Annotated in this window: 17 protein-coding genes and 4 tRNA genes; 13 read left to right on the top strand and 8 right to left on the bottom strand. The window is 66.1% G+C overall.

Annotated elements, in window-relative coordinates:
* Positions 1-102: 102 nt before the first annotated feature.
* The gene (locus ACEN9Q_RS08685) at positions 103-4,026 is read right to left on the bottom strand and encodes a sensor histidine kinase (RefSeq protein WP_495628065.1); all 3,924 of its coding nucleotides are present in this window, start codon (positions 4,024-4,026) and stop codon (positions 103-105) included.
* A 118-nt stretch (positions 4,027-4,144) separates the two neighbouring features.
* Between ACEN9Q_RS08685 and ACEN9Q_RS08680 the strand changes: the two genes are divergently transcribed.
* From ACEN9Q_RS08680 to ACEN9Q_RS08670, 3 genes are all read left to right on the top strand, one after another.
* Positions 4,145-4,221, top strand: a tRNA-Arg gene (locus ACEN9Q_RS08680).
* A gap of 89 nt (positions 4,222-4,310) precedes the next feature.
* Positions 4,311-4,772, top strand: coding sequence for a GNAT family N-acetyltransferase (locus ACEN9Q_RS08675; protein ID WP_056445533.1), 462 nt, complete (start codon positions 4,311-4,313; stop codon positions 4,770-4,772).
* Between the two features lie 59 nt (positions 4,773-4,831).
* Positions 4,832-4,908, top strand: a tRNA-Arg gene (locus ACEN9Q_RS08670).
* A 53-nt stretch (positions 4,909-4,961) separates the two neighbouring features.
* Here ACEN9Q_RS08670 and ACEN9Q_RS08665 read toward each other — a convergent pair.
* Both ACEN9Q_RS08665 and ACEN9Q_RS08660 read right to left on the bottom strand, forming a co-directional pair.
* The gene (locus ACEN9Q_RS08665) at positions 4,962-5,156 is read right to left on the bottom strand and encodes a type II toxin-antitoxin system antitoxin (protein WP_056445530.1); all 195 of its coding nucleotides are present in this window, start codon (positions 5,154-5,156) and stop codon (positions 4,962-4,964) included.
* A gap of 11 nt (positions 5,157-5,167) precedes the next feature.
* Positions 5,168-6,061 carry an SPFH domain-containing protein gene (locus ACEN9Q_RS08660; protein WP_495628064.1) on the bottom strand — a complete coding sequence of 298 codons (894 nt, stop codon included), beginning with the start codon at positions 6,059-6,061 and terminating at the stop codon, positions 5,168-5,170.
* A 157-nt stretch (positions 6,062-6,218) separates the two neighbouring features.
* Here ACEN9Q_RS08660 and ACEN9Q_RS08655 point away from each other — a divergent pair.
* The 4 genes from ACEN9Q_RS08655 (at position 6,219) to ACEN9Q_RS08640 (ending at position 9,327) form a co-directional block, all read left to right on the top strand.
* Positions 6,219-6,295: transfer RNA gene (locus ACEN9Q_RS08655), tRNA-Arg, on the top strand.
* Between the two features lie 445 nt (positions 6,296-6,740).
* Positions 6,741-8,108 (top strand): group II intron reverse transcriptase/maturase, encoded by a 1,368-nt coding sequence (gene ltrA, locus ACEN9Q_RS08650; RefSeq protein ID WP_495628063.1) that lies wholly within the window; start codon positions 6,741-6,743, stop codon positions 8,106-8,108.
* A gap of 164 nt (positions 8,109-8,272) precedes the next feature.
* A tRNA-Arg gene (locus ACEN9Q_RS08645) sits at positions 8,273-8,349 on the top strand.
* 423 nt (positions 8,350-8,772) lie between these two features.
* A complete protein-coding gene (locus ACEN9Q_RS08640) occupies positions 8,773-9,327 on the top strand; it encodes an FxDxF family PEP-CTERM protein (protein WP_056445524.1) in 555 nt (184 codons plus the stop codon).
* A gap of 90 nt (positions 9,328-9,417) precedes the next feature.
* Here ACEN9Q_RS08640 and ACEN9Q_RS08635 read toward each other — a convergent pair whose 3' ends face one another.
* The 3 genes from ACEN9Q_RS08635 to ACEN9Q_RS08625 form a co-directional block, all read right to left on the bottom strand.
* Positions 9,418-10,371 carry an IS1595 family transposase gene (locus ACEN9Q_RS08635; RefSeq protein WP_495628062.1) on the bottom strand — a complete coding sequence of 318 codons (954 nt, stop codon included), beginning with the start codon at positions 10,369-10,371 and terminating at the stop codon, positions 9,418-9,420.
* A gap of 100 nt (positions 10,372-10,471) precedes the next feature.
* A complete protein-coding gene (locus ACEN9Q_RS08630; RefSeq protein WP_056445521.1) occupies positions 10,472-12,361 on the bottom strand; it encodes a sensor histidine kinase, YfiR-like protein-associated in 1,890 nt (629 codons plus the stop codon).
* Positions 12,361-12,957: a TOL_0243 family YfiR-like periplasmic protein gene (locus ACEN9Q_RS08625; RefSeq protein ID WP_495628061.1), complete on the bottom strand. Its 597-nt coding sequence runs from the start codon at positions 12,955-12,957 to the stop codon at positions 12,361-12,363. The genes ACEN9Q_RS08630 and ACEN9Q_RS08625 overlap by 1 nt, the downstream gene beginning before the upstream one ends.
* Before the next feature lie 686 nt (positions 12,958-13,643).
* On the opposite strand from ACEN9Q_RS08625, the gene ACEN9Q_RS08620 reads away from it, so the two are divergent.
* The 4 genes from ACEN9Q_RS08620 (at position 13,644) to ACEN9Q_RS08605 (ending at position 21,723) form a co-directional block, all read left to right on the top strand.
* Positions 13,644-14,477 carry a response regulator gene (locus tag ACEN9Q_RS08620; protein ID WP_495628060.1) on the top strand — a complete coding sequence of 278 codons (834 nt, stop codon included), beginning with the start codon at positions 13,644-13,646 and terminating at the stop codon, positions 14,475-14,477.
* Positions 14,478-14,710: 233 nt separating this feature from the next.
* A complete protein-coding gene (locus ACEN9Q_RS08615; protein WP_495628059.1) occupies positions 14,711-17,785 on the top strand; it encodes a hybrid sensor histidine kinase/response regulator in 3,075 nt (1,024 codons plus the stop codon).
* A gap of 154 nt (positions 17,786-17,939) precedes the next feature.
* Complete coding sequence (locus ACEN9Q_RS08610) at positions 17,940-18,965, top strand: GGDEF domain-containing response regulator (protein WP_056445514.1); 1,026 nt, start codon at positions 17,940-17,942, stop codon at positions 18,963-18,965.
* Positions 18,966-19,404: 439 nt separating this feature from the next.
* Positions 19,405-21,723 carry a TonB-dependent receptor gene (locus tag ACEN9Q_RS08605; RefSeq protein WP_495628058.1) on the top strand — a complete coding sequence of 773 codons (2,319 nt, stop codon included), beginning with the start codon at positions 19,405-19,407 and terminating at the stop codon, positions 21,721-21,723.
* 120 nt (positions 21,724-21,843) lie between these two features.
* On the opposite strand, the gene ACEN9Q_RS08600 is transcribed toward ACEN9Q_RS08605, so the two are convergent.
* Complete coding sequence (locus ACEN9Q_RS08600; protein WP_229412779.1) at positions 21,844-22,290, bottom strand: hypothetical protein; 447 nt, start codon at positions 22,288-22,290, stop codon at positions 21,844-21,846.
* Between the two features lie 239 nt (positions 22,291-22,529).
* Between ACEN9Q_RS08600 and ACEN9Q_RS08595 the strand changes: the two genes are divergently transcribed.
* Positions 22,530-24,203 (top strand): response regulator, encoded by a 1,674-nt coding sequence (locus ACEN9Q_RS08595; RefSeq protein ID WP_495628057.1) that lies wholly within the window; start codon positions 22,530-22,532, stop codon positions 24,201-24,203.
* Positions 24,204-24,306: 103 nt separating this feature from the next.
* Here ACEN9Q_RS08595 and ACEN9Q_RS08590 read toward each other — a convergent pair whose 3' ends face one another.
* The gene (locus tag ACEN9Q_RS08590; protein ID WP_495628056.1) at positions 24,307-24,813 is read right to left on the bottom strand and encodes a hemerythrin domain-containing protein; all 507 of its coding nucleotides are present in this window, start codon (positions 24,811-24,813) and stop codon (positions 24,307-24,309) included.
* A 144-nt stretch (positions 24,814-24,957) separates the two neighbouring features.
* On the opposite strand from ACEN9Q_RS08590, the gene ACEN9Q_RS08585 reads away from it, so the two are divergent.
* Complete coding sequence (locus ACEN9Q_RS08585) at positions 24,958-25,662, top strand: sensor histidine kinase (RefSeq protein ID WP_495628055.1); 705 nt, start codon at positions 24,958-24,960, stop codon at positions 25,660-25,662.
* Positions 25,663-25,669 lie beyond the last annotated feature (7 nt).

Raw genomic sequence — 25,669 nt, 5'->3', positions numbered from 1 at the left:
CGTATCGCCGGCGTCCGCGCGGGCGGAGGGCCGCCCGCCCTACGGAAAGACCGTTGATGCCGCAGAAGACACGTAGGGTGGGCACCCCGTGCCCACCTCGCATTACGCGCCGCCGGGCGCCGCGCGCAGCGGCAGCTCGAGGATGAAGGCCGTACCCTGGCCGGGCGCGCTCTCGACCCGGATCGTCCCCTGCAACAGCGTCGTCACGAGGTTGTAGGCGATGTTGAGACCCAGGCCCGTGCCGCCCTGCCCCATCCGCGTGGTGAAAAACGGATCGAAGATGCGCGACAGGTGCTCCGGCGCGATGCCGCGGCCGTCGTCGCGGAACTCGATGCGTACGCGCTCGCCGTCCAGCGCCTTCGCTTCGAGCAGCATGTGGCCGCCCGGCGCGTCGAACCCGTGCAGCAGCGCGTTGTTGATGAAGTTGATGACGACCTGGCCGAACGGCCCGGGATAGCTGTCCATCGCGATCCCCGGCGGGACGCGCAGCTCGAGCGTGTGGCCGGCGCGGCGCACCTGGTTCATCATCGTCGCCGCGATCTCGTGGCAGGCCTGGCCGAGGTCGAAGCGGCGCCGCTGCGTGCTGGCCTGGTCCACCGACACCTGCTTGAAACTGTTCACGAGGTCCGCCGCCCCGTTCAGGCTGCGCACGATGAGGCTTGCCGCTTCGCGCGCCGCCGCGATCCACGTTTCCAGGTCCGATTTCTTCAGCGCGTTGCGCGTGAAGCGGTCGGCCAGCGCGTCGGTCTTTTCCTCCAGCGTGCTGGCCATCAGCAGGCTGTTGCCGATTGGCGTATTCAATTCGTGCGCGACGCCCGCGACGAGGGACCCGAGCGACGCGAGTTTTTCGCGCGCCGCCAGCTGGGCCTGGGTTTCCTTGAGCTGGCGGTAGGCGTCGGCGTTGTCGAGCGCGACGCCGACGTACGACGCAAGGGTGCTGAGCATGTCCAGCTGCACGTTCTGGTAGGCGCCGGGACGGCCGCTCTGCACCGTGATCACGCCCAGCACGCGGCTGCCGACGAGGATCGGCACGATCAGCAGGGAACGCGGCGACGGCAGCGTTGCGCCGTCCGTGCCGGCCGCGTCGCCCCCGAGCACGTCGCGCACGAGGCCCGCGAAACGGGCGTAATCGCGGGCCAGGTCGCCGATCAGGATCTCCTCGCCGGTCGCCAGGCAGTACTCGGCGAGCCCGCGCACGCGCGCCGGGAAGCGGCCCGCCGCGGGCACGCGGCGCCCGTCCTCGACGACGTACGGATAGTCCGGCGGCCCGTCGGCGCGCGCCATGCCGATCGCGAACAGGGGCGCGTCCATCAGCTGGCGCACCTGGCCGAACACATTCGCCATGATGGCTTCGCTGTCCAGGTTCGCCGTCAGCTCGCGGCCGATGTCGGACAACAGCGCGATGTTGCGCCGCGCCTGCTCCACCGCTTCCTTCTGCGCCTCGGCCTCCTGCTTGCGCCGCTCCGCGTGCTCCTTCTGCAGCACGAGTTCCGCCGTGCGCGCGCCGACCTGGCGCTCCAGGCGCTCCTTCTGCTGCACGAGCACCCGGACGCGCAGGCGGTACAGGGCGACGGCGCACCCGGCCAGGACACTCGCCGCGAACAGGCGGAACCACCACGTCATCCAGAACGGCGGCGGGATCGAGATGGCGAGCGTGGCCGGCTTGTCGCTCCACACGCCGTCCTTGTTGGCGGCCCGCACCTCGAACACGTAGTCGCCCGGATCGAGGTTCGTGTAGGTGGCGAAGCGCTTGCGGGCATCCGTCTCGGTCCAGTCCCGGTCGAAGCCGCGCAGCCGGTAGGCGTAGCGGTTCGCTTGCGGGTCGGCGTAATGCAGCGCGGCGAATTCCAGCGTGAACACGGTGTCGCGGTAGCTCAGGCGGATGTCGTGCAGGCGGTCGACGGCGACGGGCAGCGCGCGCGGCCGGTTGAACACGAGGAAGTCGGTGATGACCACCGTGGGCGGAAACGGATTGTCGCGGATGTCCTCCGGCTGGAACGACGTCATGCCGTTGATGCCGCCGAAATGCAGTTCGCCGTCGGCGCCGCGCGCCGCCGAACCGACGAAGTACGAGCCGTCCGTCAGGCCGTCCTTCGCGCTGTAATTCTTGTAGCGCCCCGTCTCCGGGTCCACGCGGGTCACGCCGACCGTCGTGCTGACCCAGATCTGGCCGTTGCCGTCTTCGAGGATGGCGCCGATCGGCACCTGTTCGCGCGCGGGCGTGACCGGAAACAGGCGGAACGTCACCTTGCCGCCGGCGTCCCGCTCCACGCGCTGCAGGCCGCCCGCCGTGCCGATCCACAGGTCGCCGCGCGCCGATTCGTACAGATAGTAGATGCGGTTGTGGCCCAGGCTGGCCGGGTCGCGCGGATCGTGGCGGTAGTGCGTGAAGGTGCCGGTCGCGCGGTCGTAGCGGTCGAGGCCATTCTCGGTGCCGATCCAGATCGCCCCGGCGCGATCCTCGAGCACGTCGAACCCGAAATTCTCGCCCAGGCTGCGCGGATCGGCCGGATCGTGGCGCCAGCCGTGCAGCGTGTGGCCGTCCGGCTCCACCATGAACAGGCCGCCGCGGGTGATGATCCACAGCGCCCCGGCGCGATCGAGGGTGAGCGACTGGATCCAGTTCGCGCCTGCCTCGCGGCCCAGCGGCATCGGCGTGAAGCGGCCGGTCGTCGGGTCGCGCCAGGACAGGCCGCTCGGCGAGCCCACCCACAGCCGGCCGCGCCCCGGCAGCACGCTGTTGACGACGTCGTCCGGCAGGCTGGCCGGATTCGCCGGGTCGTGGCGCAGCACGCGGGCGCGGCCGCTGTCCGGGTCGAGGTGCAGGATGCCGCCGCCCGTCGTGCCCAGCCACAGGCGGCCGTCGGCGCCGATCGCGATGCTGCGGATCTTGCGCGCGCTTCTGACGTCGTCCACCTGGCCCTGCAGCATCGAGAAGCGGGAAAAGCCGCCGCTGGCCAGGTCCGCGCGATTGACGCCGCCGAACATCGTGCCGGCCCACAGCGTGCCCGTGCGATCGACCCAGATCGACGTGATCTGGTTGTCCGACAGCGTGTGGCGGTCGAGCGGCTGGCTGGTGTAGGCGACGAAGCGTCCGCTCGTCGGGTCGCGCCATTTGAGGCCGTCGAGCTCCGTGCCCACCCACAGGTTGCTGCCCTGGTCGTGATAGAGGGTGCGCACGCGGCCGTCGTTCATGCCTTCGTCGGCGCCGACGTGGTGGCGCTGCGGCGGCCCCTGGCCGATGCGCCATGCGTCCAGGCCGGCGTCGGTGCCGATCCAGAGCGTATCGCGCGGCCCCATCGACAACGCGACCACGGCGTTGCGCTTGCTGCCGCCGGCGGCGTCGATGTCGAAATGGTCGAAGCGGACGGCGCCTGCCGCCAGGTGGTCGAGGCCGACGCCGGTGCCGATCCACAGGCCGCCGCGGGGGTCGAGGGCGAGCGCCGTGACGCGGTCGTCGCGCAGGCTGCCGGCGTCGGCGCCGTCGTGGCGCAGCGGGTGGAAGCGCCCGGTGGCGGGATCGACGTGCACGAGGCCGTCGCCGGTGCCGACCCAAAGGCCGCTGGCGCCATCGCCGATGATCGCCGTGACGGCGCTGTTGCGCGCGGTGCGCTCGCTGCCGGCGAGGAACGGCAGTCGCACGAATTTCCGGGTCGCGGGATCGAACCGCACGAGGCCGCCGCGGGTACCGAACCACAGACGGCCCTGGCCATCCTCGTACGCGGCCTGGACGAAATTGTCGGCCAGGCTGGACGGGTCATTGGGATCGTTGCGGAAGATCTGGTTGCGGTAACCGTCGAAGCGGTTCAGGCCGGCCTGGGTGCCGAACCACATGAAGCCGTCGCGGTCCTGCAGGATCGCAAGCACGGATTCCTGCGACAGCCCTTCTTCCAGGCCGACGCGCTCGAAGCGCAGGCTGCGCGGCCCGCTGGCCAGCGCCGCCGAACACAGGCACGCCAGCACGACGCCGCAGACCATGCGCAGCAACGCCAGTGCGTACGCCGGCGGACGTGGCTCTCGGCTCACGGGCGGCATGATTTCGGATTTCCAGGACACGGGCCCTAATCTACCAGAACACCCGAAAATGTTGAGAAAAATTAAGACTTCCTCATTCGGGATGCCACTGCTATAATGCGTGCATCGGGCGGCTGTAGCTCAGCTGGATAGAGTACTTGGCTACGAACCAAGGGGTCGTGGGTTCGATTCCTGCCAGCCGCACCAGCTTTTTCGAAAGGCCAGATCGCAAGATCTGGCCTTTTTCATTTTCCGCGCCGGGGTATGATGTCGTTTTCGATGACACATCCATCAACATGCCCGCCCGACCGACCATCCGCCCGCTCGCACCCACCGACTACGACGGCTGGCGCCCGCTGTGGGACGGTTATAACGCGTTCTACCAGCGCAGCGGCCCCACCGCCCTGCCCGAGGAGATCACGCAGGCCACGTGGAACAGATTCCTCGATCCGGCCGAACCCGTGCACGCCCTGGTGGCCACGGACGCCGGCCGCATCGTCGGCCTCGCACACCTCGTTTTTCACCGCAGCACGACGCGGCTGCACGACGTCTGCTACCTCCAGGACCTGTTCACTGCCCCTGAATTGCGCGGACTTGGCATCGGAAGGCGCCTGATCGAAGGCGTATATGACGCGGCGCGCACTGCGGGCAGTTCGCGCGTGTACTGGCAGACGCAGACGGGAAACGCGGCCGGCCGTGCGCTCTACGATAAAGTCGCCAGGCACCTGGGTTTCATCGTCTATTCGCATGAGCTGTGAGCATCCTGGCAACGGACACTTTGACTATCATGAAACCGCTGCTATAATGCGTGCCTCGGGCGGCTGTAGCTCAGCTGGATAGAGTACTTGGCTACGAACCAAGGGGTCGTGGGTTCGATTCCTGCCAGCCGCACCAGCTTTTTCGAAAGGCCAGATCGCAAGATCTGGCCTTTTTCATTTCTTCATTTCTCACGGCGATTCGCCGCTCCCCTCATCCGGCTGGACCGGCGCGATCCGGATGCCCCGCCGCGCCAGCGCTTCGCGCAGCAGGAATTCGATTTCCGCATTCACGCTGCGCAGGTCGTTGGCGGCCAGGCGCTGCAACTGCTCCCACAACGCGGGGTCGATACGCAGCGGATACGACTTTTTACCAGGACTTGCCATCGATACGCGAATCAGTTGTACAGGGTGCCCGCGTTGATGACCGGCTGCGCGTCGCGGTCGGAGCACAGGACCACGAGCAGATTGCTGACCATCGCCGCCTTGCGTTCCGCATCCAGTTCGACGATCTGGCGTTCGGCCAGGCCCTTGAGTGCGTCTTCCACCATCGTGACCGCGCCGTGCACGATGCGGGCACGGGCGCTGATGATCGCCTGGGCCTGCTGGCGGCGCAGCATCACCTGGGCGATCTCGGGCGCATAGGCCAGGTGGGTCAGCTTCGCGTCCAGCGTTTCCACGCCCGCCGCTTCGAAGCGCGCCGTCAGTTCCTCGCTGAGCGCGTGGCCGACTTCCGCCGCGCCACCGCGCAGCGTCATCTCGCCCGGCGCCAGGTCCTCCCCTTCGTCATACGCATATTGCACTGCCAGGTGGCGCAGCGCGGCCTCGGCCTGCACGGTCACGTAGCGCTCGAAATCGTCCACTTCGAACAGCGCCTGCGCCGTATCGCGCACCCGCCACACGACGGCGGCCGCCAGCTCCACCGGATTGCCGCGCTTGTCGTTGACCTTGAGCGTCGACATGTTGAGGTTGCGCGCCCGCACCGTCAGCTTGCGCTTGCGGTACAGCGGAAAGGCCCAGCGCAGCCCCTCGCCGCGGTCCGTGCCCACATAACGTCCGAACAGCGTCAGCACCGCCGTTTCATTCGGCTGCAGCATGTACAGCCCCGTGCACACGAATCCCCCGGCGACGGCAAGTGCGATACCGGCGACGGCCACGCCGTTGGCGACCGTGCCCATGATGCCTGCACGGACCAGCCAGGCACCCGCCAGCACGGCAAGCAGGCCGCCGGCGCCGGCCACGTAACCATTCATCGATGCGACCGAGATTTCCTGACGAGTATGTGTAGACATGCGGGCGTTCCGTTGTTATATGAAAGTGATATCACTTTAGGATCACTTCAATGTATTGTCAAGCGGAAGTGTCATACGCCTGGCGCATCGGTCCGACCGGTGCCTGTCGCTGCGCACTTTGCCATTCGAGAAAGGACTGCTATAATGCGTGCCTCGGGCGGCTGTAGCTCAGCTGGATAGAGTACTTGGCTACGAACCAAGGGGTCGTGGGTTCGATTCCTGCCAGCCGCACCAGCTTTTTCGAAAGGCCAGATCTTGCGATCTGGCCTTTTTCTTTTCGTGCGCCCAGCATGGGCGCATTCCTGCGAGTGCAAGTCCCGCCGCAAGCTGACCACAGCGAGCGAAGTGAAGCGCAACTGCGGAAGAGTAATCGACCGTGGAAAGGAAGCGTGAATCGTAAATCACGAGCCGAGGAACACGAACCACATAGAAGGCGCTGCCGAGCAGGGCGAGCGGGCGAAAGACCGCGAAGCTCTTGTGGTCAAGGCGGAGCGGCGTAGATGCGGCGGTTGTGTGATGAAGGAGTGCGGCCCTTACCTGGGGACGCCCTGCCTCACGCCTGAAAGGGCGGCGGTGTTGCCGTTGCAGGGTCTCAGCAGAGGTCATAGTAGTCGGTGGTAGCGCCGGGAAGGCTCGACCCCGCCGACGAAGGACCGAACGAGTAGGAGTGTTGTCCGGTATGTCGATGCGACAGGCAATGCGTCAGATGCCCGCGCGAGCGGGGCGGGAGGCGGTAGGCCGGGGTGAAGCCTTGGCTAAAGTTTCCAGCGACGAAGCCTGCTGCCCGCGACATACGTCAGGAGACGCGGGATCGGCGCTACTGAATGCGGCGCTGAGGAGGGAAAACCTGCTGCAGGCGTTCAAGCGCGTGCGCGCCAACAAGGGCGCGGCCGGGGTGGATGGTCGGGACATCGACGCAACCTCGCGCCATCTGGCCGTGGCTTGGCCGGAAATACGCGAACAATTGCTGGCGGGGACGTACCGGCCCAGTCCGGTACGCAGGGTGACGATCCCGAAGCCCGACGGTGGCGAGCGTGAGCTTGGCATTCCGACGGTGACGGATCGGCTGATCCAGCAAGCGCTGCTCCAGGTGCTGCAACCGATTCTCGATCCCACTTTCAGTGAGCACAGCTACGGCTTCCGACCGGGCCGGCGGGCGCAGGACGCGGTTCTTGCGTCCCGGGCGTACGTCCAGTCGGGACGGCGGATCGTGGTGGACGTAGACCTGTCGAAGTTCTTCGACCGGGTCAACCATGACATCCTGATCGACCGCTTACGGAAACGCATCGACGACGCCGGAGTCATCCGGCTGATACGTGCTTATCTGAACAGCGGCATCATGGATCATGGCGTGGTGCAGTCACGGCACGAGGGCACGCCGCAAGGCGGCCCGCTCAGTCCGCTGTTGGCCAATGTTCTGCTCGACGAAGTGGACAAGGAACTGGAGCGACGCGGCCACTGCTTCGCGCGCTATGCCGATGACGCGAATGTGTATGTTCGCAGCCAACGGGCCGGCGAACGGGTGATGGCGCTGCTGCGCCGGCTCTATGACAAGTTGCACCTCGTGGTCAACGAAGCCAAGAGCGCGGTCGGTGGTGCATTTGGTCGCAAATTCCTCGGTTACAGCCTGTGGTTGGGGCGTGGGAAAGCGGTGAAACTGAAAGTCGCGGACAAGCCGCTGGTAACGTTCAAACAACGTATCCGCGAACTGACGGGGCGTTCTTGCGGCCGCAGTATGGCCCAGACCGTCGACAAGCTGCGTACCTACATGCTTGGCTGGAAAGGGTACTTCAAATACGCCGAAACTCCGAAAATTTGGAGAAAACTCGATGAATGGCTGCGTCACAGGCTGCGGGCGATCCAGCTCAAGCACTGGAAACGCGGAACAACCATGTATCGGGAACTGCTGCGCCTCGGAGCGTCGCCCGCCGTCGTCCGGCGGGTGGCGGCGAACAGCCGCCGTTGGTGGCGCAACGCGGACCGGCTGCTCAAGTCGGTCCTCACGATTGCCCACTTCGACCGGTTGGGAGTACCACGCCTGTTCTGACCTCAACTACTCGAACCGCCCGGTGCGGACCCGCATGCCGGGTGGTGTGGCAGGGGCCGGCTAGTTATACTGGCCGCCCCTATGCCGATCGCTTCCGGGCTTTGGCAAACTGCCATCATTGCCCTTTTCCAAACGGCAAAATCCCGCTATAATGCGTGCATCGGGCGGCTGTAGCTCAGCTGGATAGAGTACTTGGCTACGAACCAAGGGGTCGTGGGTTCGATTCCTGCCAGCCGCACCAGCTTTTTCGAAAGGCCAGATCGCGAGATCTGGCCTTTTTCATTGCTGTGCTTCCACAGCTTTGACGACGAGTCGAGCCTCATCGTTATCCCGCCGTTTTTCTTGCCAACCGCGCAATGCTCGTTCACCAACAGAAAAAACTCTGCGGCGGATTTTCTCGCGTCTTCACGTAGGAACCTACCTACAAATATCGTGCAATATCGGTCTATTTTGTCATTTGCACATACCAAACCGACCACGTTCTCTATGAAGAGCGGGTGAAAAGCGCATCCAAGCAGAAACTCTTTATTTTCGGCATATTTCCATCAAGAAGCGCACACTTCGGTGATTTTCCGTGCGTTTTATCGTCGATTTGATACGATGAAGTTCCCCGATTCTTGAAAACCAAGCTGCAGGACGCGGCTGTTTCTTTGCGAGGTAAGAAATGAAAAAATCACTGATTGCTGCTGTAGTGTTGGCCTCTGCGTCGTTCGCTTCCACCGCTGCCATGGCGGCTACCGTCGGCAACACCCCGCAGGTCCTCGACCTGACCGACGGCAGCGGCTTCTTTGGCGACACGTTCGCGATGAACAACAACGGCAACACCTTTGCCGACCGCTTCACCTTTTCCGTGGGCGGCACCAGCGCCGGCTCGAACCTGGACGCCATCATCTCGTCCGTGAGCCGCACCGCTGACACCGGCCTCGACATCACTGGCGTATCGCTGTACAACGCCGCCGGCGACGCGCTGGTCTCGTCCGGCGCTTCTCTGCAATCCGGCAACATCGACGTGTGGACGATCTCCAGCAACAACCTGGCAGCCGGCAACTACTACCTGCAAGTGAGCGGCAACCTGGTCTCCGACCAGGCCGCGAGCTTCGGTGGCGCCGTCTCGATGGCCGCTCCCGTGCCGGAACCGGAAACCTACGGCATGATGCTGGCCGGCCTCGGCGTGCTGGGCTTCCTGGCGCGCCGCCGCAAGTCGGCCAACCAGGCTTGACGCGCCGTTAGCTTGAGTCGGGCGGAAGCGTTCGCGCTTCCGCTTTTTTTTGGCTGTGTTCGCGTTATGTAGGTAAGCGAGCGCTGCCACCTAGCCGCGCTGCGCCGCAGCGCACAACAGGTGCGCAGGCGTCGTCAGCCGCCGCGCATCCAGCAGCCGTTGCCACCCCGAATAATTGATCAAATAGCGGCTCGCGACACCGCGAAACCGCACCAGCCAGCTCTTGAAACGGCTGTGCCAGCTGTTCACGTTCTGGATGTGGATCGCGCCGCGCGCCCGCACGCCGGCCGTCACGTTCACCGCCTCGTGCGTGATCTCCGCTTGCACGGCGAAACGGCGATAGGCCGCGGCCCCGTCGCTGATCAGCAGCACATCGGCCGGCAATACCGGCTTGAGGCACGCATGCAATTGCGCGGCCGTCACTTGTCCTCGGCCCGTGTGAAAGTCCAGCGTCTGCCCCGTACGGTCGCACGCGACGAGCAGGCAGTCGTATTCGCGATTGATCCCGCGTCGCCTGGTCTCGCCGCCGCGCTTTCTCGGCCGCCGCGTCAGGTTGCGCGAGCCCTTCTGTGATTCGAGGCGATAGGTCTCGTCGGCCTCGACGATGGCCGACAATGCCGCCGGCCGGTCGCGCATCGCGCCGGGCACGAACCGGTGGCGCCACCTGAAACTGGTCGTCCGGTGCACGCCGGTCACGCGCGCAGCGTCGCGCACCGTGCGCGATTCGAGGACGCATTGCAAATAGGGCAGCCAACACTCTTTCTTGCGCAGACGAGCGAGCGGCGTGCCGGTCAGGGCGTTATAGCTGCGTCCGCACCCGAGGCACCGAAAGCGCTGCAGGCCGCTCGCCTGGCCGCAACGGTGTACGCGGGGGCAACCGCAGCGTGGACACGGCCGGCCTCTGGCGGCCTGTTCGATCAGGGCGATACATTCCGCCGGATGCGACAGGCCAGCGATCCATTCGCGCAGCCGGACCAGGTCGGCAGTCGAGAGCTGCGCCGCCGACAACAGGCTGAGCACTTCGTCGAAGGGTAGGCCGCGCATCGTCACTCCTCATGAGTTAACTCGACGATGCGTATGACATCTGCAACCAGATTCAGTTCACGGACTTAACGCGAACACAGCCTTTTTTTGCCCTTGCCGTTCAGGTGCGCAGCTTCTTGATGATGCTGCGGTTCCCCAGGATTTCCTCGATCTGTTCGAAACGCACGGGTTTGACCATGTGATGGTCGAAACCGGCCTCGAACGCCAGCTGCCTGTCCTTTTCCTGGCCCCAGCCGGTGACGGCGACCATGACGGTCATCGTGCAGCACGACAGGTCGCGGATGCCCCGCGCCAGGTCGTAGCCGGACATCTGCGGCAGGCCGATGTCGAGGAAGGCGTAGTCCGGACAGAAGCGCTTGGCGGCCGCCAGCGCATCCACGCCGTTGTGCGTGATGACGACGCTGTGCCCCATCGCCGTCAGCAGCGCGCCGATGCTGTTGACGAAGTCGACGTTGTCGTCGGCCAGCAGGATGCGGTAGGTTTCCGAGCTGATGAAGGACATTGGCGTCGGTTTGGCCGGGAGCTCCGGCTCGACGACGATCGGCAGGCGCACGACGAACTGGCTGCCGTGGCCGATGCCCGCGCTGCGCGCCTCGATGGTGCCGCCGTGCAGCTCGACCAGCTTGCGCGCCAGCGACAGTCCGACGCCCAGGCCCGCGTTCGAGCGCTCCAGGGTCGAATCCACCTGCACGAACATTTCGAACACGGAATCCAGCATGTCCGGCGCGATGCCGATGCCGGTATCCGACACGGTCACCGTGAGCGTACGGTCGTCCACGCTCGCGCTCAGGCCGACCCGGCCGCCGCGATTGGTGTATTTGGCGGCGTTGTTCAGCAGGTTCGAGAGGATCTGCGCGAGGCGCGTCGCATCGCCGTTCAGGAATACGGGGCGGTCCGGCAGGTCGATCGTCAGCTCGTGGCCGTGCAGTTCGATGTACGGGCGGACGACTTCGAGCGCGTCGTTGACGACGGCCTTCAGTTCCACGCGGCCGCTCTTGATCGTGAACTTGCCCGTGTTGATGCGCGAGACGTCCAGCAGGTCGTCGACGAGGCGCACCATCTGGCGCAGCTGGCGCTCCATGATGTCGGTGGCGCGCTGGGTGGCCTGGGCGTCGCCGCTGCGCAGGCGCAGGATATCCAGGCCCGTGCGGATCGGCGCCAGCGGATTGCGCAGCTCGTGCGCCAGGGTGGCGAGGAATTCGTCCTTGCGGCGGTCGGCGAGGCGCAACGCCTCTTCCGCGCGCTCGCGCACCTGCATCTCGTGCTCGAGCGTCGCATTCGCTTCCTGCAGCGCATGCGAGCGCCGGCCGATCTCGGCCAGCATGTCGTTGAAGGCGGCGACGAGCACGCCGATCTCGCCGCTGTCGTTGCCCGGCACGCGCAGCGTGAAATCGCGCCGCTGCATCACCTGGCGCGCGACATTGGTGACGGCCGCCAGCGGCCGCGTGATGGCGGCCTGCAGGCGCGATGCGACCAGCCCCGCGATCACGAGCGCGCCCAGCATCACCGCGCCGAGGATCGTGCCATAGCTGAACAGGCGGTCGACGACGCCATAGCGCGAGCGCAGGTAGACCGTGCCCACCATCTCGCCGTTTTCCACGATGTTGCGGAACACGGCCACCTCGCCGCCCTCGATGCGGTAGCCGGACGGCGCCGGCCGCGCCGGAATGGTCTGGTTCGGACTCACCGCGTACGTGGCGAAGCGCGTGCCGTCGCTCGTATAGATGGCGGCGGCGAGGATCTGCGGCCGCACGCGCAGCACGGCGAGGTTCTGGCGCGCCGTCTCCTCGTCGTTGAACGTCAGCGCCGGCGCGGTCACGCGCGCCATGATGTCGGCCTGGGTCATCAGGTCGTCGGTCCAGTAGCGCTGGAACGCGCGCAGGTCGAACAGGAGCATGGCGACGGAAGCCGCCAGCAGCGCGACGAACGTCGTCGATACCGCCATCAGAATCAGTTTGCCGCGGACCGTGCCGCCATCGCGCACCACCATCACTGCGCTCCTTTCTGCACCCGGTTCGCCACCGTCAGGAGGCGCGAACTGAGTTTGATGCCGTTGCGTTCCGCCGCGTCGAGCGCGACGTCGAAGCGGACACGCTCGTCGACGATGCGGAAATTGATCACACTGCCAAGCTGCAGCCCGTTATCGCACTCGGTCACGACGAGCATCGCGCCGGTCGCCTGGCGCACGATGCGCGCCACCCGCTGCGGATCGCTCCCGCCCACGAACAGCAGATGCACGCGGGCGCCGGCGTCGGCCTCGCGCAGCTCGCGCACTTCGATGGAGCGGCCGTTGACGGTACGCCCCGCCACCACGCGCGCCAGCTCGACGGCCAGGTCGTCCGCGCCGATCACGCCGATCGTCAGCGGCGCAGCGGCGTCGCCAAAGGCGCTGGAGGGAAAGTCGGTATAGCCGAGGAATTTATACAGGAACGCCGCTTTCACGCGCCGCTCCAGCGGCACGCCCGACGCTGCGCTCTGCGCGCGCGCAGGCGGCGCCAGCCCCACGCCGGCGCACAGGACGGCGACGGCGGCCAGCGCCCAGGCGGCGAGCGAGCGGCGCAGGCCGCGGTTCGTAAATCGGTTCAATTGACGATGCATCGGCCGGTTGGCAAACCCAGGACTGTAAACGATGGCAGGGAGCGCCGGAACGTGCGGCGCCCTACGAAACGGCCGGATAAGGCACGCCAGGCACGAACAAGGCGTGCCGGACATGTTCCTGTCAATACAAACGGCGCCGCGCATGGCCGGCAACCGCAACGGGCATGATAGCCGGGTAAGGTCGAGAATGGCAACGCACGGCGCGCGGAGGGATCGGCTCGAAAGAACGTGAACGACAGCAGAGCGCTTTTAAACATTTTGCTATCGTAGAACATTTTCTTTAGTGCACCAAGAGCGGCACGATTGGCAGCCGTACCGTCGAGTCATTTATAAAACCAATGAGGGACATTGGAAAACTAAATTGGATTTCTTTTTTGCGATGCAGCATTATGATCCCTGTCTCCTCTATTCTCCTCCAAGGATAGATTCAGCCCGCTCCCGCAGCGGGCTTTTTTTTGCCCGGCGTGCCCGGCGGCGCCCAATGAGGTCGGCGCGCGGCGCCATATGCTGTGGTGCAATATCGGCTGTTCAGGATGTTGTTCTTTTACGACCGCACCCTGCGTCGATCCCGGTTTTTTTCCTCTATGAAACCGTGTGCAGTCGTGCCGCCCCCTGCTTCCGATTTGGTGTACGATGCATCCTCTTTTCGTTTAGATAACAATCGTTACTGCGCTATGCTCCTTTCCGGCAGGTCCGCACATTCCTCCAGTTCCTTCGACTGGTCCGCTTCCCGGCTCGGCGATCCGCAGCAGTGGCCGCAAGCGCTGAAGCTGGCCGCCGACATGATGTTCAATATCCCGCTGCCGCTGCTGCTGGTGTGGGGCCGGGACATGACGGTCCTGTTCAACGACGCCTACGGCGCGCTGGCCGGCCCGGCGTATGGACGGGTGCCGGGCGGCAGCATACCGCCGGTGATGCCACCGCCGCTGGCGGCCGGCGGCGCCGAGCTGGAACGCGCCTGGGACGGCGAAGCCTCGCATGCCCCCGGCCGCACGCTCGCATTCCCGGGCAGCGACGGCGGCGGCCGCTACGATCTGTATTTCACGCCGGTGCGCGCCGACGGCGACACGGTGGCCGGCGTGCTGTGCGCGCTGGCGCCGGCCGCGCCCGTACCCGGAGCGGCGCCCGCCGAGGCGGACGGCCCGCTCCATATCCTGGTCGTCGAGGACAACGTCGATTCCCAGTACCTGGTGTGCGAGATGCTGCGCGCCTTCGGCCACGAGGCGGACGGCGTCGGCCACCCGGACGACGCGCTGGCGCGGCTGGCGGCCGGGCACTACGACGTCTTGTTCACGGACGTCAGCCTGCCGGGCATGTCGGGCGTCGAGCTGGCGCGGCAGGCGGTGGCCAGCGCCCCGGCCATGCGGGTGATCTTTGCGTCGGGCTATGGCGACACCCTGCTGCGCCACGTGGAATTCCCCTATCTGTCGCTGCAGAAGCCCTACGAGCTCGACCAGCTTCAGCAGGCCCTCGACAAGGTGGCGCACCCGCTGCCGGTGCGCACCTGAACGATGCGTCAAAGGTGTGCAACAAAGCGCCCGGGCTGGGCTAGAATCGATGTACGGCTCGTTACGCGCCGTGGACGGACGTGCCCGCGCATTCCGCGCGGCACCGCAGTCGCGCGCGCAGAGCCCAGAACGATGACCGATTTCGAGCCCACCGACAGAGCACCCCGCCCCTCCGAGCCCATCAAGATGCCCGGTCCGGTGCCCGCTCCGGTGATCTCGTGGGGAGACCGACGGTGAACAACGAGCGCGACCAGCTGCGGCAGCCTTCCGCGCAGCCCGCTGCTGCCGTCCCCGCCTCCGCCGCAACCGATGCCGCCGCGGCCGCGCGCGAGCTGCAGGAAGCCCGCGAAGCCCTGCGCCACGCCAATGCGCGCATGGAAAACATGCTCGAAAGCCTGACCGACGGCTTCTGCGCCGTCGACCACCACTGGCGCATCATGTACATCAACGGGCGCGCGCTGGACATGCTCGCGCCCCTGCAGAAGACCCGTCCGAGCCTCGTCGGCCACGACCTGTGGGCCACGTTCCCGGAACTGCGCGGCAGCCTGCTGGAAACCGTCTACCGGCGCGCCATGGTCAGCCGCGAGACGGCGATCCAGGAATTCTTCTGGCCCGCGCTGAAGCGCTGGTTCGAGGTGCGCGCCCATCCGTCGCCGGACGGCCTCACGCTGTACTTCCAGGACATCAACCGGCGCAAGGCCGACCAGCAAGCCCTCCAGCAAGGCAACAGCCGCCTGCAGGTGGCGCTGGCCGCCGGCCGCCTGGGCGACTGGCGCTGGGATGCCGCCAGCGACCGCGTGATGCTGGGCGAACGCGCCGCCGCCGTCTTCGGCCTGCCGGCCGAGCAACCGCTGGCGTGGAGCGAACTGCGCGCCCGCCTCGACCCGGGCGACCGCGAAAGCGTACGGCGCGCCGTGCTGCAGGCCTTCTCCGGCCACGGCGACCTCGAACTGGAATGCCGCCTGCCCGGCCCCGGCGGCGAGCCGCGCTGGGTCGCGCTCGTGGGCCGCGCCGACTACGCCGACCAGGTCCGGCGCGAGGGCGTGCTGGGCATGACGGGCGTCGTGCAGGACATCACGGCCCGGCGCAGCGCCGCCGACGCCCTGCGCCAGAGCGAGGAAGTGCTGCGCGCGCTGGCCAACACGATCCCGCAGCTGGCCTGGATGGCCCAGGCCGACGGCGCCATCGTCTGGTTCAACGAACGGTGGTTCGAATACACGGGCACGACGCCCGACCAGGTCGTCGGCTGGGGCTGGCAAACGACCGTCGAACCCACCGTGCTGCCAGCCGTGCAGGAGCGCTGGAACGCCAGCATCCGCAGCGGCACCCCGTTCGAAATGGAATACCCGATCCACGGCGCGGACGATACCTACCGCTGGTTCCTCACGCGCGTGAATCCCGTGCGCGACCGCCACGGCAAGGTCTTGCGCTGGTTCGGCACGAACACGGACGTCGACGAAGTCAAGCGCGCCGAACAGGCGTTGCGCGACGAGTCGCACGTGCTCGAACTGCTCAACAGCACCGGCAGCGCGCTGGCGTCCACGCGCGACCTGCGCTCGCTGCTGCAGGCCGCGACGGACGCCGCCACCGGCATCGCCGGCGCGCGCCAGGGCGCCTTCCTCTACCACGGCCGCCATGACGGCCACGAGGGCGGTGCCGACGGCGGCAACATGTTCACGCTGTACACGGTCTCCGGCGGCAGCCCGGCCGGGCTCGAGTCGTTCGGCGCAGGCGGTCCCAACGGCCTGTTCGGCCCGGGGCTCGCGGACCGCCCGGCCGGCCTCGTCCGCTCGGACGACGTCACGCACGACGCCCGCTTCGGCGAGGCGGCGCCGTTCGGCCTGCCCACGGGCCACCCGGCCGTGCGCAGCTACCTGGCCGTGCCGGTCGTCGCCCACTCTGGAGAACTACTCGGCACCATGTTCTTCGGGCATCCCGAAGCGGGCATCTTCAGCGACCGCACGGAGCGCATCGTGCGCGGCATCGCGGCCCAGGCCGCCGTCGCGATCGACAACGCGCGCCTGTACGAAGCCGCCCAGCGGGCCGCCGAGGAGCGCAAGATCTTGCTGGAAAGCGAACGCCAGGCGCGCGCCGAGGCCGAACGCACGAGCCAGATGAAGGACGAATTCCTGGCCACGCTGTCGCACGAACTGCGCACGCCGCTGTCGGCGATCCTCGGCTGGGCCCAGGTGCTGCGCCGCGGCAGCCGCGACCAGAACGACCTGCAGAAAGGCCTGCAGACGATCGAGCGCAATGCGCGCGCCCAGGCCCAGCTGATCGAAGACCTGCTCGACATGAGCCGGATCACGTCCGGCAAGGTGCTGCTCGACATGCAATCCGTGGCGCCGGCCAGCTTCATCGACGCCGCGGTCGAGACCGTACGCCCGGCCGCCGACGCCAAGAACATCCGCATCGAGAAACACTACGCCGCCGACCCGGGCCTCGTCGCGGGCGATCCGGCCCGGCTGCAGCAGATCGTGTGGAATCTGCTGTCGAACGCCATCAAGTTCACGCCCCGCGACGGCCTCGTCAGCATCGAACTGGCACGCAACGACGCCAGCGTCGCCGTGACGGTGCGCGACAACGGCGCCGGCATCCGCCCGGAATTCATCACCCACGTGTTCGAACGCTTCCGCCAGGGCGACGCGTCGATGACGCGGCGCCACGGCGGTCTCGGCCTGGGACTCGCGATCGTCAAGCACCTGGTCGAGCAGCACGGCGGCACGGTCCGCGCGGAAAGTGCCGGCGAGGGCAAGGGCGCCAGCTTCACGATCGAATTGCCGCTCGCCAAGCAGCAGCCGGCATCGGCCGCGCGCGCCCGCGCCGCCATGATCCTGCCGACCCCGCCGACGCCGGACATGACGGTGCTCGACCTGTCCGGCGTCAACGTCCTCGTCGTCGACGACGACCGCGACGCACGCGAGCTGATGAAGCGCATCCTCAGCGATTGCGGCGCCGGCGTGCGCATCGCCGCCAGCGCCCGGGAAGCGTTCGCGCTGTTCAAGGAACAGGTGCCGAACCTCCTGATCAGCGACCTGGGCATGCCCGAAGTGGACGGTTTCGAACTGCTCGACTGGGTGCGCCACCTGTCGCGCGAAGAAGGCGGCCACGTCCCCGCCATTGCCCTGACGGCGTTCGCCCGTTCCGAAGACCGGTTGAGCGCGCTGGAGGCGGGTTTCTCGGCGCATATTTCGAAACCGGTCGAGCCGAGTGAACTAATTGCAACAGTTGCCTCCGTCGTAGGCCCTTCCACCCCGATGGTAAGTCGTGCCGCGGCACCCGCGGCGGGCAGAAATGGCGTACGCTAGTGTCATGAATAAATCATGAATAATGTTCCTACCCACGCACGCGGCGCTGTCCTACAAGAAATTCTCGGCCATTTGCTAGACTATGGAATGTTGCTCTAGAGTCGGAATCCGTTAGGGAATTAACGATGCCGGCCTTGATTTGATGAGATTACGCATGCCCAGCCGACAAGACATCCTGAACGCGAAGATCCTGGTCGTAGACGATTCCCCCGACAATATCGAATTGATGGAAGAGATATTGCGTGAGGAAGGCTACACCGACGTCAGTTCGACGATGCTGCCGGAACAGGTATGCCCGCTGCATCGCGAGCACAACTACGACCTGATCCTGCTCGACCTGCAAATGCCGGGCCTGAACGGTTTCCAGGTCATGAAAGGCCTCAAGGAAATTGAACAGGGCGGCTATCTGCCCGTGCTCGCCCTGACGGCACAGCCCAGCTTCAAGATCGCCGCACTGGAAGCGGGCGCGCGCGACTTCATCAGCAAGCCGTTCGACCTGCTCGAAGTGCACAAGCGCATCCACAACATGCTGGAAGTGCGCCTGCTGTACAAGGAACTGGCCCAGTACAGCCGCGCCCAGCAGGAACTCGCGCTGCACGATGCCCTGACGGGCCTGCCGAACCGCCGCCTGCTGGAAGACCGTATCGAAACCGCCCTGCAGCACGCCAACCGCAACCACCACAAGGCCGCGGTGATGTACCTCGACCTGGACGGCTTCAAGGCGATCAACGACACCTACGGCCACGCCTACGGCGACGAGATCCTGAAGATGGTATCGCAGCGCCTGCTGTCGAATTCGCGCAAGGAAGACACGGTGGCGCGCCTGGGCGGCGACGAATTCATCGTCCTGCTGGCCGACGTGCACAGCCTGGCCGACGCGCAGGGCCCGGCCGCCAAGCTCGTCGAGGCGCTGTCCGAGCCCTTCTTCATCAACGACCTCACGCTGCAGCTGTCGACCAGCATCGGCATCAGCCTCTATCCGGACGATGCCGAGAACGTCGTCGACCTGATCAGCATTGCCGACTACGCGCTGTACGAAGCGAAGCGCGCCGGCAAGAACCGCTACTGCGCCAACGGCAGCGCCGCCCGCCAGGCCGCGCTGGCCGTCAAGCCGAGCATGGCACCGCCGGCGCCTTCCGCGACCGTCGCGCCGGCGCAGGAGCTCGTGCAGCATCGCTGACGCCAGCGCCCGCTTTCCTCCTGCTTCACACCGGGCGGTTCGTTCCACATGGGCGGACCGCTTTTCACATGTGCCGCATGCGCTCGTTGTTGGACATTAACAACATCGCATCTGTTGCTCAAATCACACGGTTACGCACGTAAAGACGGTTGTCGGCGCGCCCGTGTCATTACGCCCGTCACGGCCTCACTCTGCCGCGCGAGCCGGCGTCGACCGTACCGAACATCAAACTATGCAATAGCCCGCCGGTGAATGGCAAATACCGTTTAACTAAGGGATTTATCTATTTTTCAAATAAATCAGCAGTAATCTTGTGCAAATGTTTTTACTGCTAGGATGGTTATTCTTTGCCAACCGACAAAGAAACAAGAACGAGAGAGTATCGATCGAACAAGGTCGATTTACATCAATAGCTCCAATAAAGGAAGAGATGCGTAACATGCACGTACGTCCCACCCGAATGTTTGCCCGCACCCTGCTCGCAGCCGCCGTGGCCGGCACATTCCCCCTGTATGCCCTGGCCGACGAACCCGATCAGAGCGCCGATCAGGCCGCCGCGCGGGACGCCGCCGCCAGGCCGGTCCAGCACCTGGAAACCGTCATCGTGACCGCCCAGCGGCGCGCCGAGAACCTCAAGGACGTGCCGATGTCCGTCACCGCGATCAAGGGCGACAAGCTCGACGTGCTGACGTCCGGCGGCGCCGACATCCGGTTCCTGGCGGGCCGCTCGCCGTCCCTGAACGTCGAGTCCGACTATGGCCGTTCGTTCCCCCGCTTCTACATCCGCGGCCAGGGCAATACCGACTTCGACCTGAACGCGTCCCAGCCGGTCGGCCTCGTCGTCGACGACATCGTGCAGGAAAGCCCGATGCTCAAGGGCTTCCCCGTCTTCGACGTCGACCAGGTCGAAGTGCTGCGCGGCCCGCAAGGCACGCTGTTCGGCCGCAACTCGCCGGCGGGCGTGATCAAGTTCGACTCCGCGAAACCGGTATTCAAGACGGAAGGCTACGCCGTGCTGGGCGCCGGCAACTACGGCACCATGAATGCGGAAGGCGCCTACAACATGCCGCTGTCGGATACGGCCGCGCTGCGCGTGTCGCTGCAGTCCCAGCACCGCAACAACCGCGTGCACAACCCGGAACCGAACGCGTACACCCGCGACTTCGAGGGCTATGACGACAATGCCGCGCGCGTGCAGCTGCTGGTCAAGCCGACCCGCGACTTCTCGGCCCTGTTCAACGTCCACGCGCGCGACATGCGCGGCAACGCGACGCTGTTCCGCGCCAATATCATCAAGAAGGGCACGAGCGACCTCGTCGACGGCTTCAACTACGACAGCTACCCGACCGACGGCGGCAACAACCAGACGCTGCGCACCAGCGGCGCCAACCTGCGCCTGCGCTGGGACCTGGACGGCATGACCCTGCACTCGATCACGGGTTACGAGCACGCCTATTTCTACAGCCGCGGCGACGTCGACGGCGGCGTCGGCGCCGTCTACGCGCCGCCGATGGGGCCGAATTATCCGGGCCAGCCCGCGTACATTCCGTTCACGGTCGAGACGGCGGACCTGCTGCCCGAACATAACCAGACGACGCAGGAAATCCGCCTGGAATCGAACACCAGGGACCCGCTGCAATGGATGGCCGGCGTGTTCTACTTCGATGAACACATCCGGATCGACTCGATCAGCTTCAACACGCTCGCACCGGGCAATCCGCAGAACGACGCCTACGCGACCCAGACCCAGGACGCCCGCTCCTGGGCCGCCTTCGGCACCCTGAACTACAAGCTGACGGACAAGCTGAAAGTGCGCGGCGGCCTGCGCTACACCAGCGACAACAAGGATTTCGTGGCGCAGCGCTTCGAGCCGCCCAAGTCCAGCGGCCCGCTGCCGCTGCACAGCGATTCGCACAACATCAGCTGGGACGGTTCGGCCAGCTACGCTCTGGATGGCGACACCAACCTGTTCGCGCGCGTGGCGACCGGCTACCGCGCCCCGTCGATGCAGGGCCGCCTGAACGGCCTCTCGGACAAACCGTCGATGGCCGGCGCGGAAAAGGCGCTGTCGTATGAAGCGGGCATCAAGGCGGACATGCTGGACCGCCGCGCGCGCCTGTCGGCGACGGTCTTCCAGTACCGCGTGAAGGACAAGCAGCTGACGGCCGGCAGCGGCACGATCAACATGAACCAGTTGATCAACGCCGACAAGGTCACGGGCCAGGGCGTGGAAATGGACTTCCAGGCGATCCTGTCGGACGACTGGCGCGCCAGCCTCGGCGCCAGCTACAACGACACGGAGATCAAGGACCCGAACCTGTTCGTGCAGACCTGCGGCAACCAGCCCAACACGAACGGCGTGAACGGCTGCACCCCGACCGGCGTGCCCGGCCCGTTCCCGTACACGCAGAAGCTGGACGGCCTGCCGCTGCCCCGCTCGCCGAAATGGCAGACCAACCTCACGCTGCGCTATTCGCATCCGCTGGCGGACGGCGAGCTGTATGCGCTCACGGACTGGTCGTACCGGACCGACTACAACATGTTCCTGTACGAGGCCAAGGAGTACAAGGCGAAGGCGCTGCTGGAAGGCGGCCTGCGGGTCGGCTACAAGTGGGACAACGGGAAGTATGAAGTCGCCGCGTTCGCCCGCAACATCACCAACCGCATCCAGGTGGTGGCCGCGATCGACTTCGACAACCTGACGGGCATCGTCAACGAGCCGCGCAACTTCGGCGCACAGTTCCGCGTGAACTTCTAGGCGTCACGGCGGGCATTCGAGGCCGGGGGCCTCGAATGAAACGTGCCCACGCGTGACGTCGGCGGTTTGCCGGCGTCCGCGTGGGCACGATGTGGCGCCCGCCGTGCGTGCCGGCGCGGTTCAGGCCGCCCCGGCCGTCTTTTCGCCCCCCGGGCCCAGTGCCCGGCAGCCGACGACCTGCTCGTTGTGCGCCTCGATGGCGGCGGCGTTCTGGTGGTCGGAGCTCGCGTCCACTTTTTCCGGCGGCACCTCGATACGGGTGATGCCGGAGGAAACGGAAAGCGGATCGCTGGCCGGGAACGTCATTTCCACGGCATCGTCGAGCAGCGTTTCCTTGGCCACCGCCTCGCGCGGCTCGGCCTCGGCGCTGGCCATCGTGCGGATCGCGCGCGCCCACTTGACCAGCTTGAGATCGGCCAGTTCCGCGATGGTATTGATGCCGAACGCATCGCGCAGCGCGTCCGCCTGCGCCTGGCTGACGTTGCGCAGCACCGTCACCGGCTGGTTGACCAGTTCACGGAAGCATTTATCGTGATGCGTGTCGTTAACGATGATCTGGATATTCATGGCTGTCCTTTCATGTGGCTCCCTGACGTGACCCCACTATCGCATACGGTCTTGACACGGTATGTGCGGCACCGAACGATGCCCCGCCAGTTGCCGCGCACGATTGATTTCAAGGGGCCTGATCGGCCGTGCTATCATGACGAATTGCAACAGTTTTTATCGATATATTTTGCAAAGCGGCATGCTCTGTTATTCTGATGAGCTTGTGAATACGTGTACCGAGCCCTTGTTCAAACGCCGTGTCCCTCACCGAAAAACCTAAGATTCTCGTCGTCAACGACGATGCCGCCAGCCTGCTTGCATTGACGAGCCTCCTGGAGCAATGGGCCGACGAGAGCAATTACGAGGTCTTGTCCGCGCGTTCCGGCCAGGACGCGCTGCGCCAGGTGCTCCGCCACGACTTCGCCGTCATCCTGCTGGACGTCAACATGCCCGGCATGGACGGCTTCGAAACGGCCGAGGCCATCCACCTGCGTCCCCGCTCCGCCGACATCCCGATCATCTTCGTCACGGCATTCCTCGCCGACGAGATCGACCGGCTGAAGGCCTACCAGCGCGGCGCCGCCGATTTCCTGTTCACCCCCGTGATCCCGCAGGTGCTGCGCGCCAAGGTACAGGTGTTCGTGGCGCTCGCGACGAAGAACGAACAGCTCAAGCGCCAGGCCGAGAAACTGTCCCAGCGCACGACCGAGCTGACCGCGACGAACAAGCGCCTCGTGCGCGAAATGGAAGAGCGCCGCGCGGCCGAGCGCAAGAGCAGCGCCAAGGACGAATTCCTCGCGATGCTGGGGCACGAACTGCGCAACCCGCTGTCCGCCATCAGCAGCGCGTCGTCGCTGCTGGGCATGCCCGGCGTCGGCCCCGACTCCATCGGCCGCGCCCGCCTGATCATCCAGCGCCAGAGCCAGCATTTATCGCGCATCGTCGACGATCTGCTGGATTTGTCGCGGGCGATGTCGGGCAAAATCCTGCTTTCGCGCAAGCGGCTGGACATCGCCACGCTCGTATCGAGCTGCCTCGACACATTCCGCGCCACCGGCCGCACGGCCGGCTACGACATCGATGTGCAGCTGGCGCCGGGCTGGGTCGACGGCGACGCCACGCGGCTCGAACAGATCGCGACGAACCTGATCGACAATGCGCTGAAATACACGCCGGCCGGCGGCCGCATCGAGATCGCCGTCGCGGCGCACGAGGCGGACATCGTGCTGCGCGTGAGCGATTCCGGCGTGGGCATCGCCCCCGACCTGCTGCCGCACGTGTTCGACGTGTTCGTGCAGGGCGCGATCTCGATCGACCGCTCGCAGGGCGGCCTCGGCATCGGCCTGTCGCTCGTGCGGCGCCTCGTCGAACTGCATGGCGGGTCGGTCAGCGCAAGCAGCCCGGGCAGCAGCGGCGGGAGCACGTTCGAGATCCGCCTGCCGCGCACCGAGCCCGGCGCGGCGACGGACGTCCCCGCCCACGCGCGGGCGCGCGAGGCCGACAAGCCCACCGTGCTGCTGATCGAAGACAATGACGACGGCCGCGAGATGATGGCCACGATGCTGGCGTCGTTCGGGTATCCGGTGCTGCAGGCCGGCGACGGCCTGGAAGGCGTGCGCGTGGCGTGCGCCGAGAAGCCGGACGTCGCCCTCGTCGACATCGGCCTGCCCGGCATCGACGGCTATGAAGTGGCGCGCCGCCTGCGCCAGGAAGCGGGCACGCACGGCATCCGCCTGATCGCGCTCACCGGCTACGGCCTGGCGGAAGACCAGCGCCGCGTGCTGGAAGCGGGCTTCGACCTGCACCTCGTCAAGCCCGTCGAACTGCACGCCCTGCTCGACCAGCTGGCGGGCACGGCGGCCCGCCCAGGGGGCGAAGGGTTGCCCCTGGCCCAGCCGGCCGCCGCCGGCGGACGGCCGGCGGGCACGTAGGGTGGGCACCCCGTGCCCACGCGTTACCGTGGCAGCTACGCGGCGTCACGCGTGGGCGGAGGCCGCCCACCCTACGATGTCGGCCCCGCTGACCTCGGCGGATTTACAGCGTCGACATCAGCTCCTGCTTGCGCATGGCCATCTCCTGGCCCAGCGCGAGCAGGTCCAGCCCGCTTTTCTTCACTTTCGGGAACATCTCCTTCTCTTCTTCCTTGACGTGGTGCTCGATCTGCTCGCCGAGCACCTTCACCTTCGCGTCGTACAGCTCGTCGTCCGGCTGCATTTCCTGCAACTGCTTGATGAGGTCCTTGGCCGCCGCGTGCTCGACGACGGCCTCGTCCACCATATCCTCGCCCTCCTCGATCTTGGCGCGCACGGCCGGATAAAAGATTTCTTCTTCGATCGTCGTGTGGGCGATCAGTGCCTTGCAAATCTTGTCCTTGAGCTTTTCCTTGCTGGTGGTGGCGCGGTCGCCCAGCTGGTCGAACTGTTCGAACATGTCCGAGACTTCGCGGTGGTCCGCGGTCAAGAGGGCGATGGCGTCCTGGCCTGCGGCCATGGCGTTGGTCTGGGCGCCGGCCTGTGCGCCGGTGTGGGATCTCGTGCTCATCTGTAGCTCCTTGCGTGGGGTTGTCAGCCTCCAGCTTGACCCGAAATGCAACACTAGACTGTACGGCAACTCACAAAGACGATTCCTGCGCCGCCCCGGCCCAAGCTGTTGTATCATCCCGAGAAACATAAATTGGTTGCCTTTATGAAAGTTTCGGAACCTCATCCGCCGGATTCCGGAGAAGACAGCCAGCATGCGGCGCGCGCCGCCGAGCTGGCCGAACTCCTGGCCCACCTGACGACCTGCTGGGACGAAGAGCGGCGCCTGCTGGCACGCCGGCTGCACGACAGTCTCGGTTCGTCGATGACGGCGCTGACGATGCATCTCGGCCTGCTGTCGCAACACTTGCAGGAACAGCCGCAGCGCGACCGCGCCGCGCAAATGAAGCAACTGCTGAACAACATCATCGAGACCAACCGCAAGATGCAGCTGGCGCTCTGGAACGACAAGCTGGAGTTCCTGGGCCCCAGGGCGGCGATCGCGGAACTGGTCCAGGAATGGGGCCGCGAGCACGGCATCAAGGCCAGGGCCAGCATGCCGGACGAGGACGCCGACTACACGCGCGCCCAGGGCGTCGCGCTGCTGCGCTGCGCCGAGGAAGGCCTGCGTAACATCGCCCGGCACGCACAGGCGACGGCGGTCGACGTCATCCTCGACGACGATGGCGACCAGGCCATGCTGACCGTGCGCGACGACGGCGTCGGCCCCGGCGCGGGCGTCGCCGCCGCCCCCAGCTGCCACGGCCTGCGCATGCTGCGCGAGCGCGTCCGCGGCTTGAACGGCACGCTCACCCTCGGCCCCGGACCGGACGGCAAAGGCACCGCCCTGACGCTGGTCATCCCCAAGTAATCGGGCC

Source organism: Massilia sp. Masssp93 (genome assembly GCF_059491295.1).
Note: the sequence above shows the minus strand (reverse complement) of the source record. Positions and strands in the feature narration are given on the sequence as shown.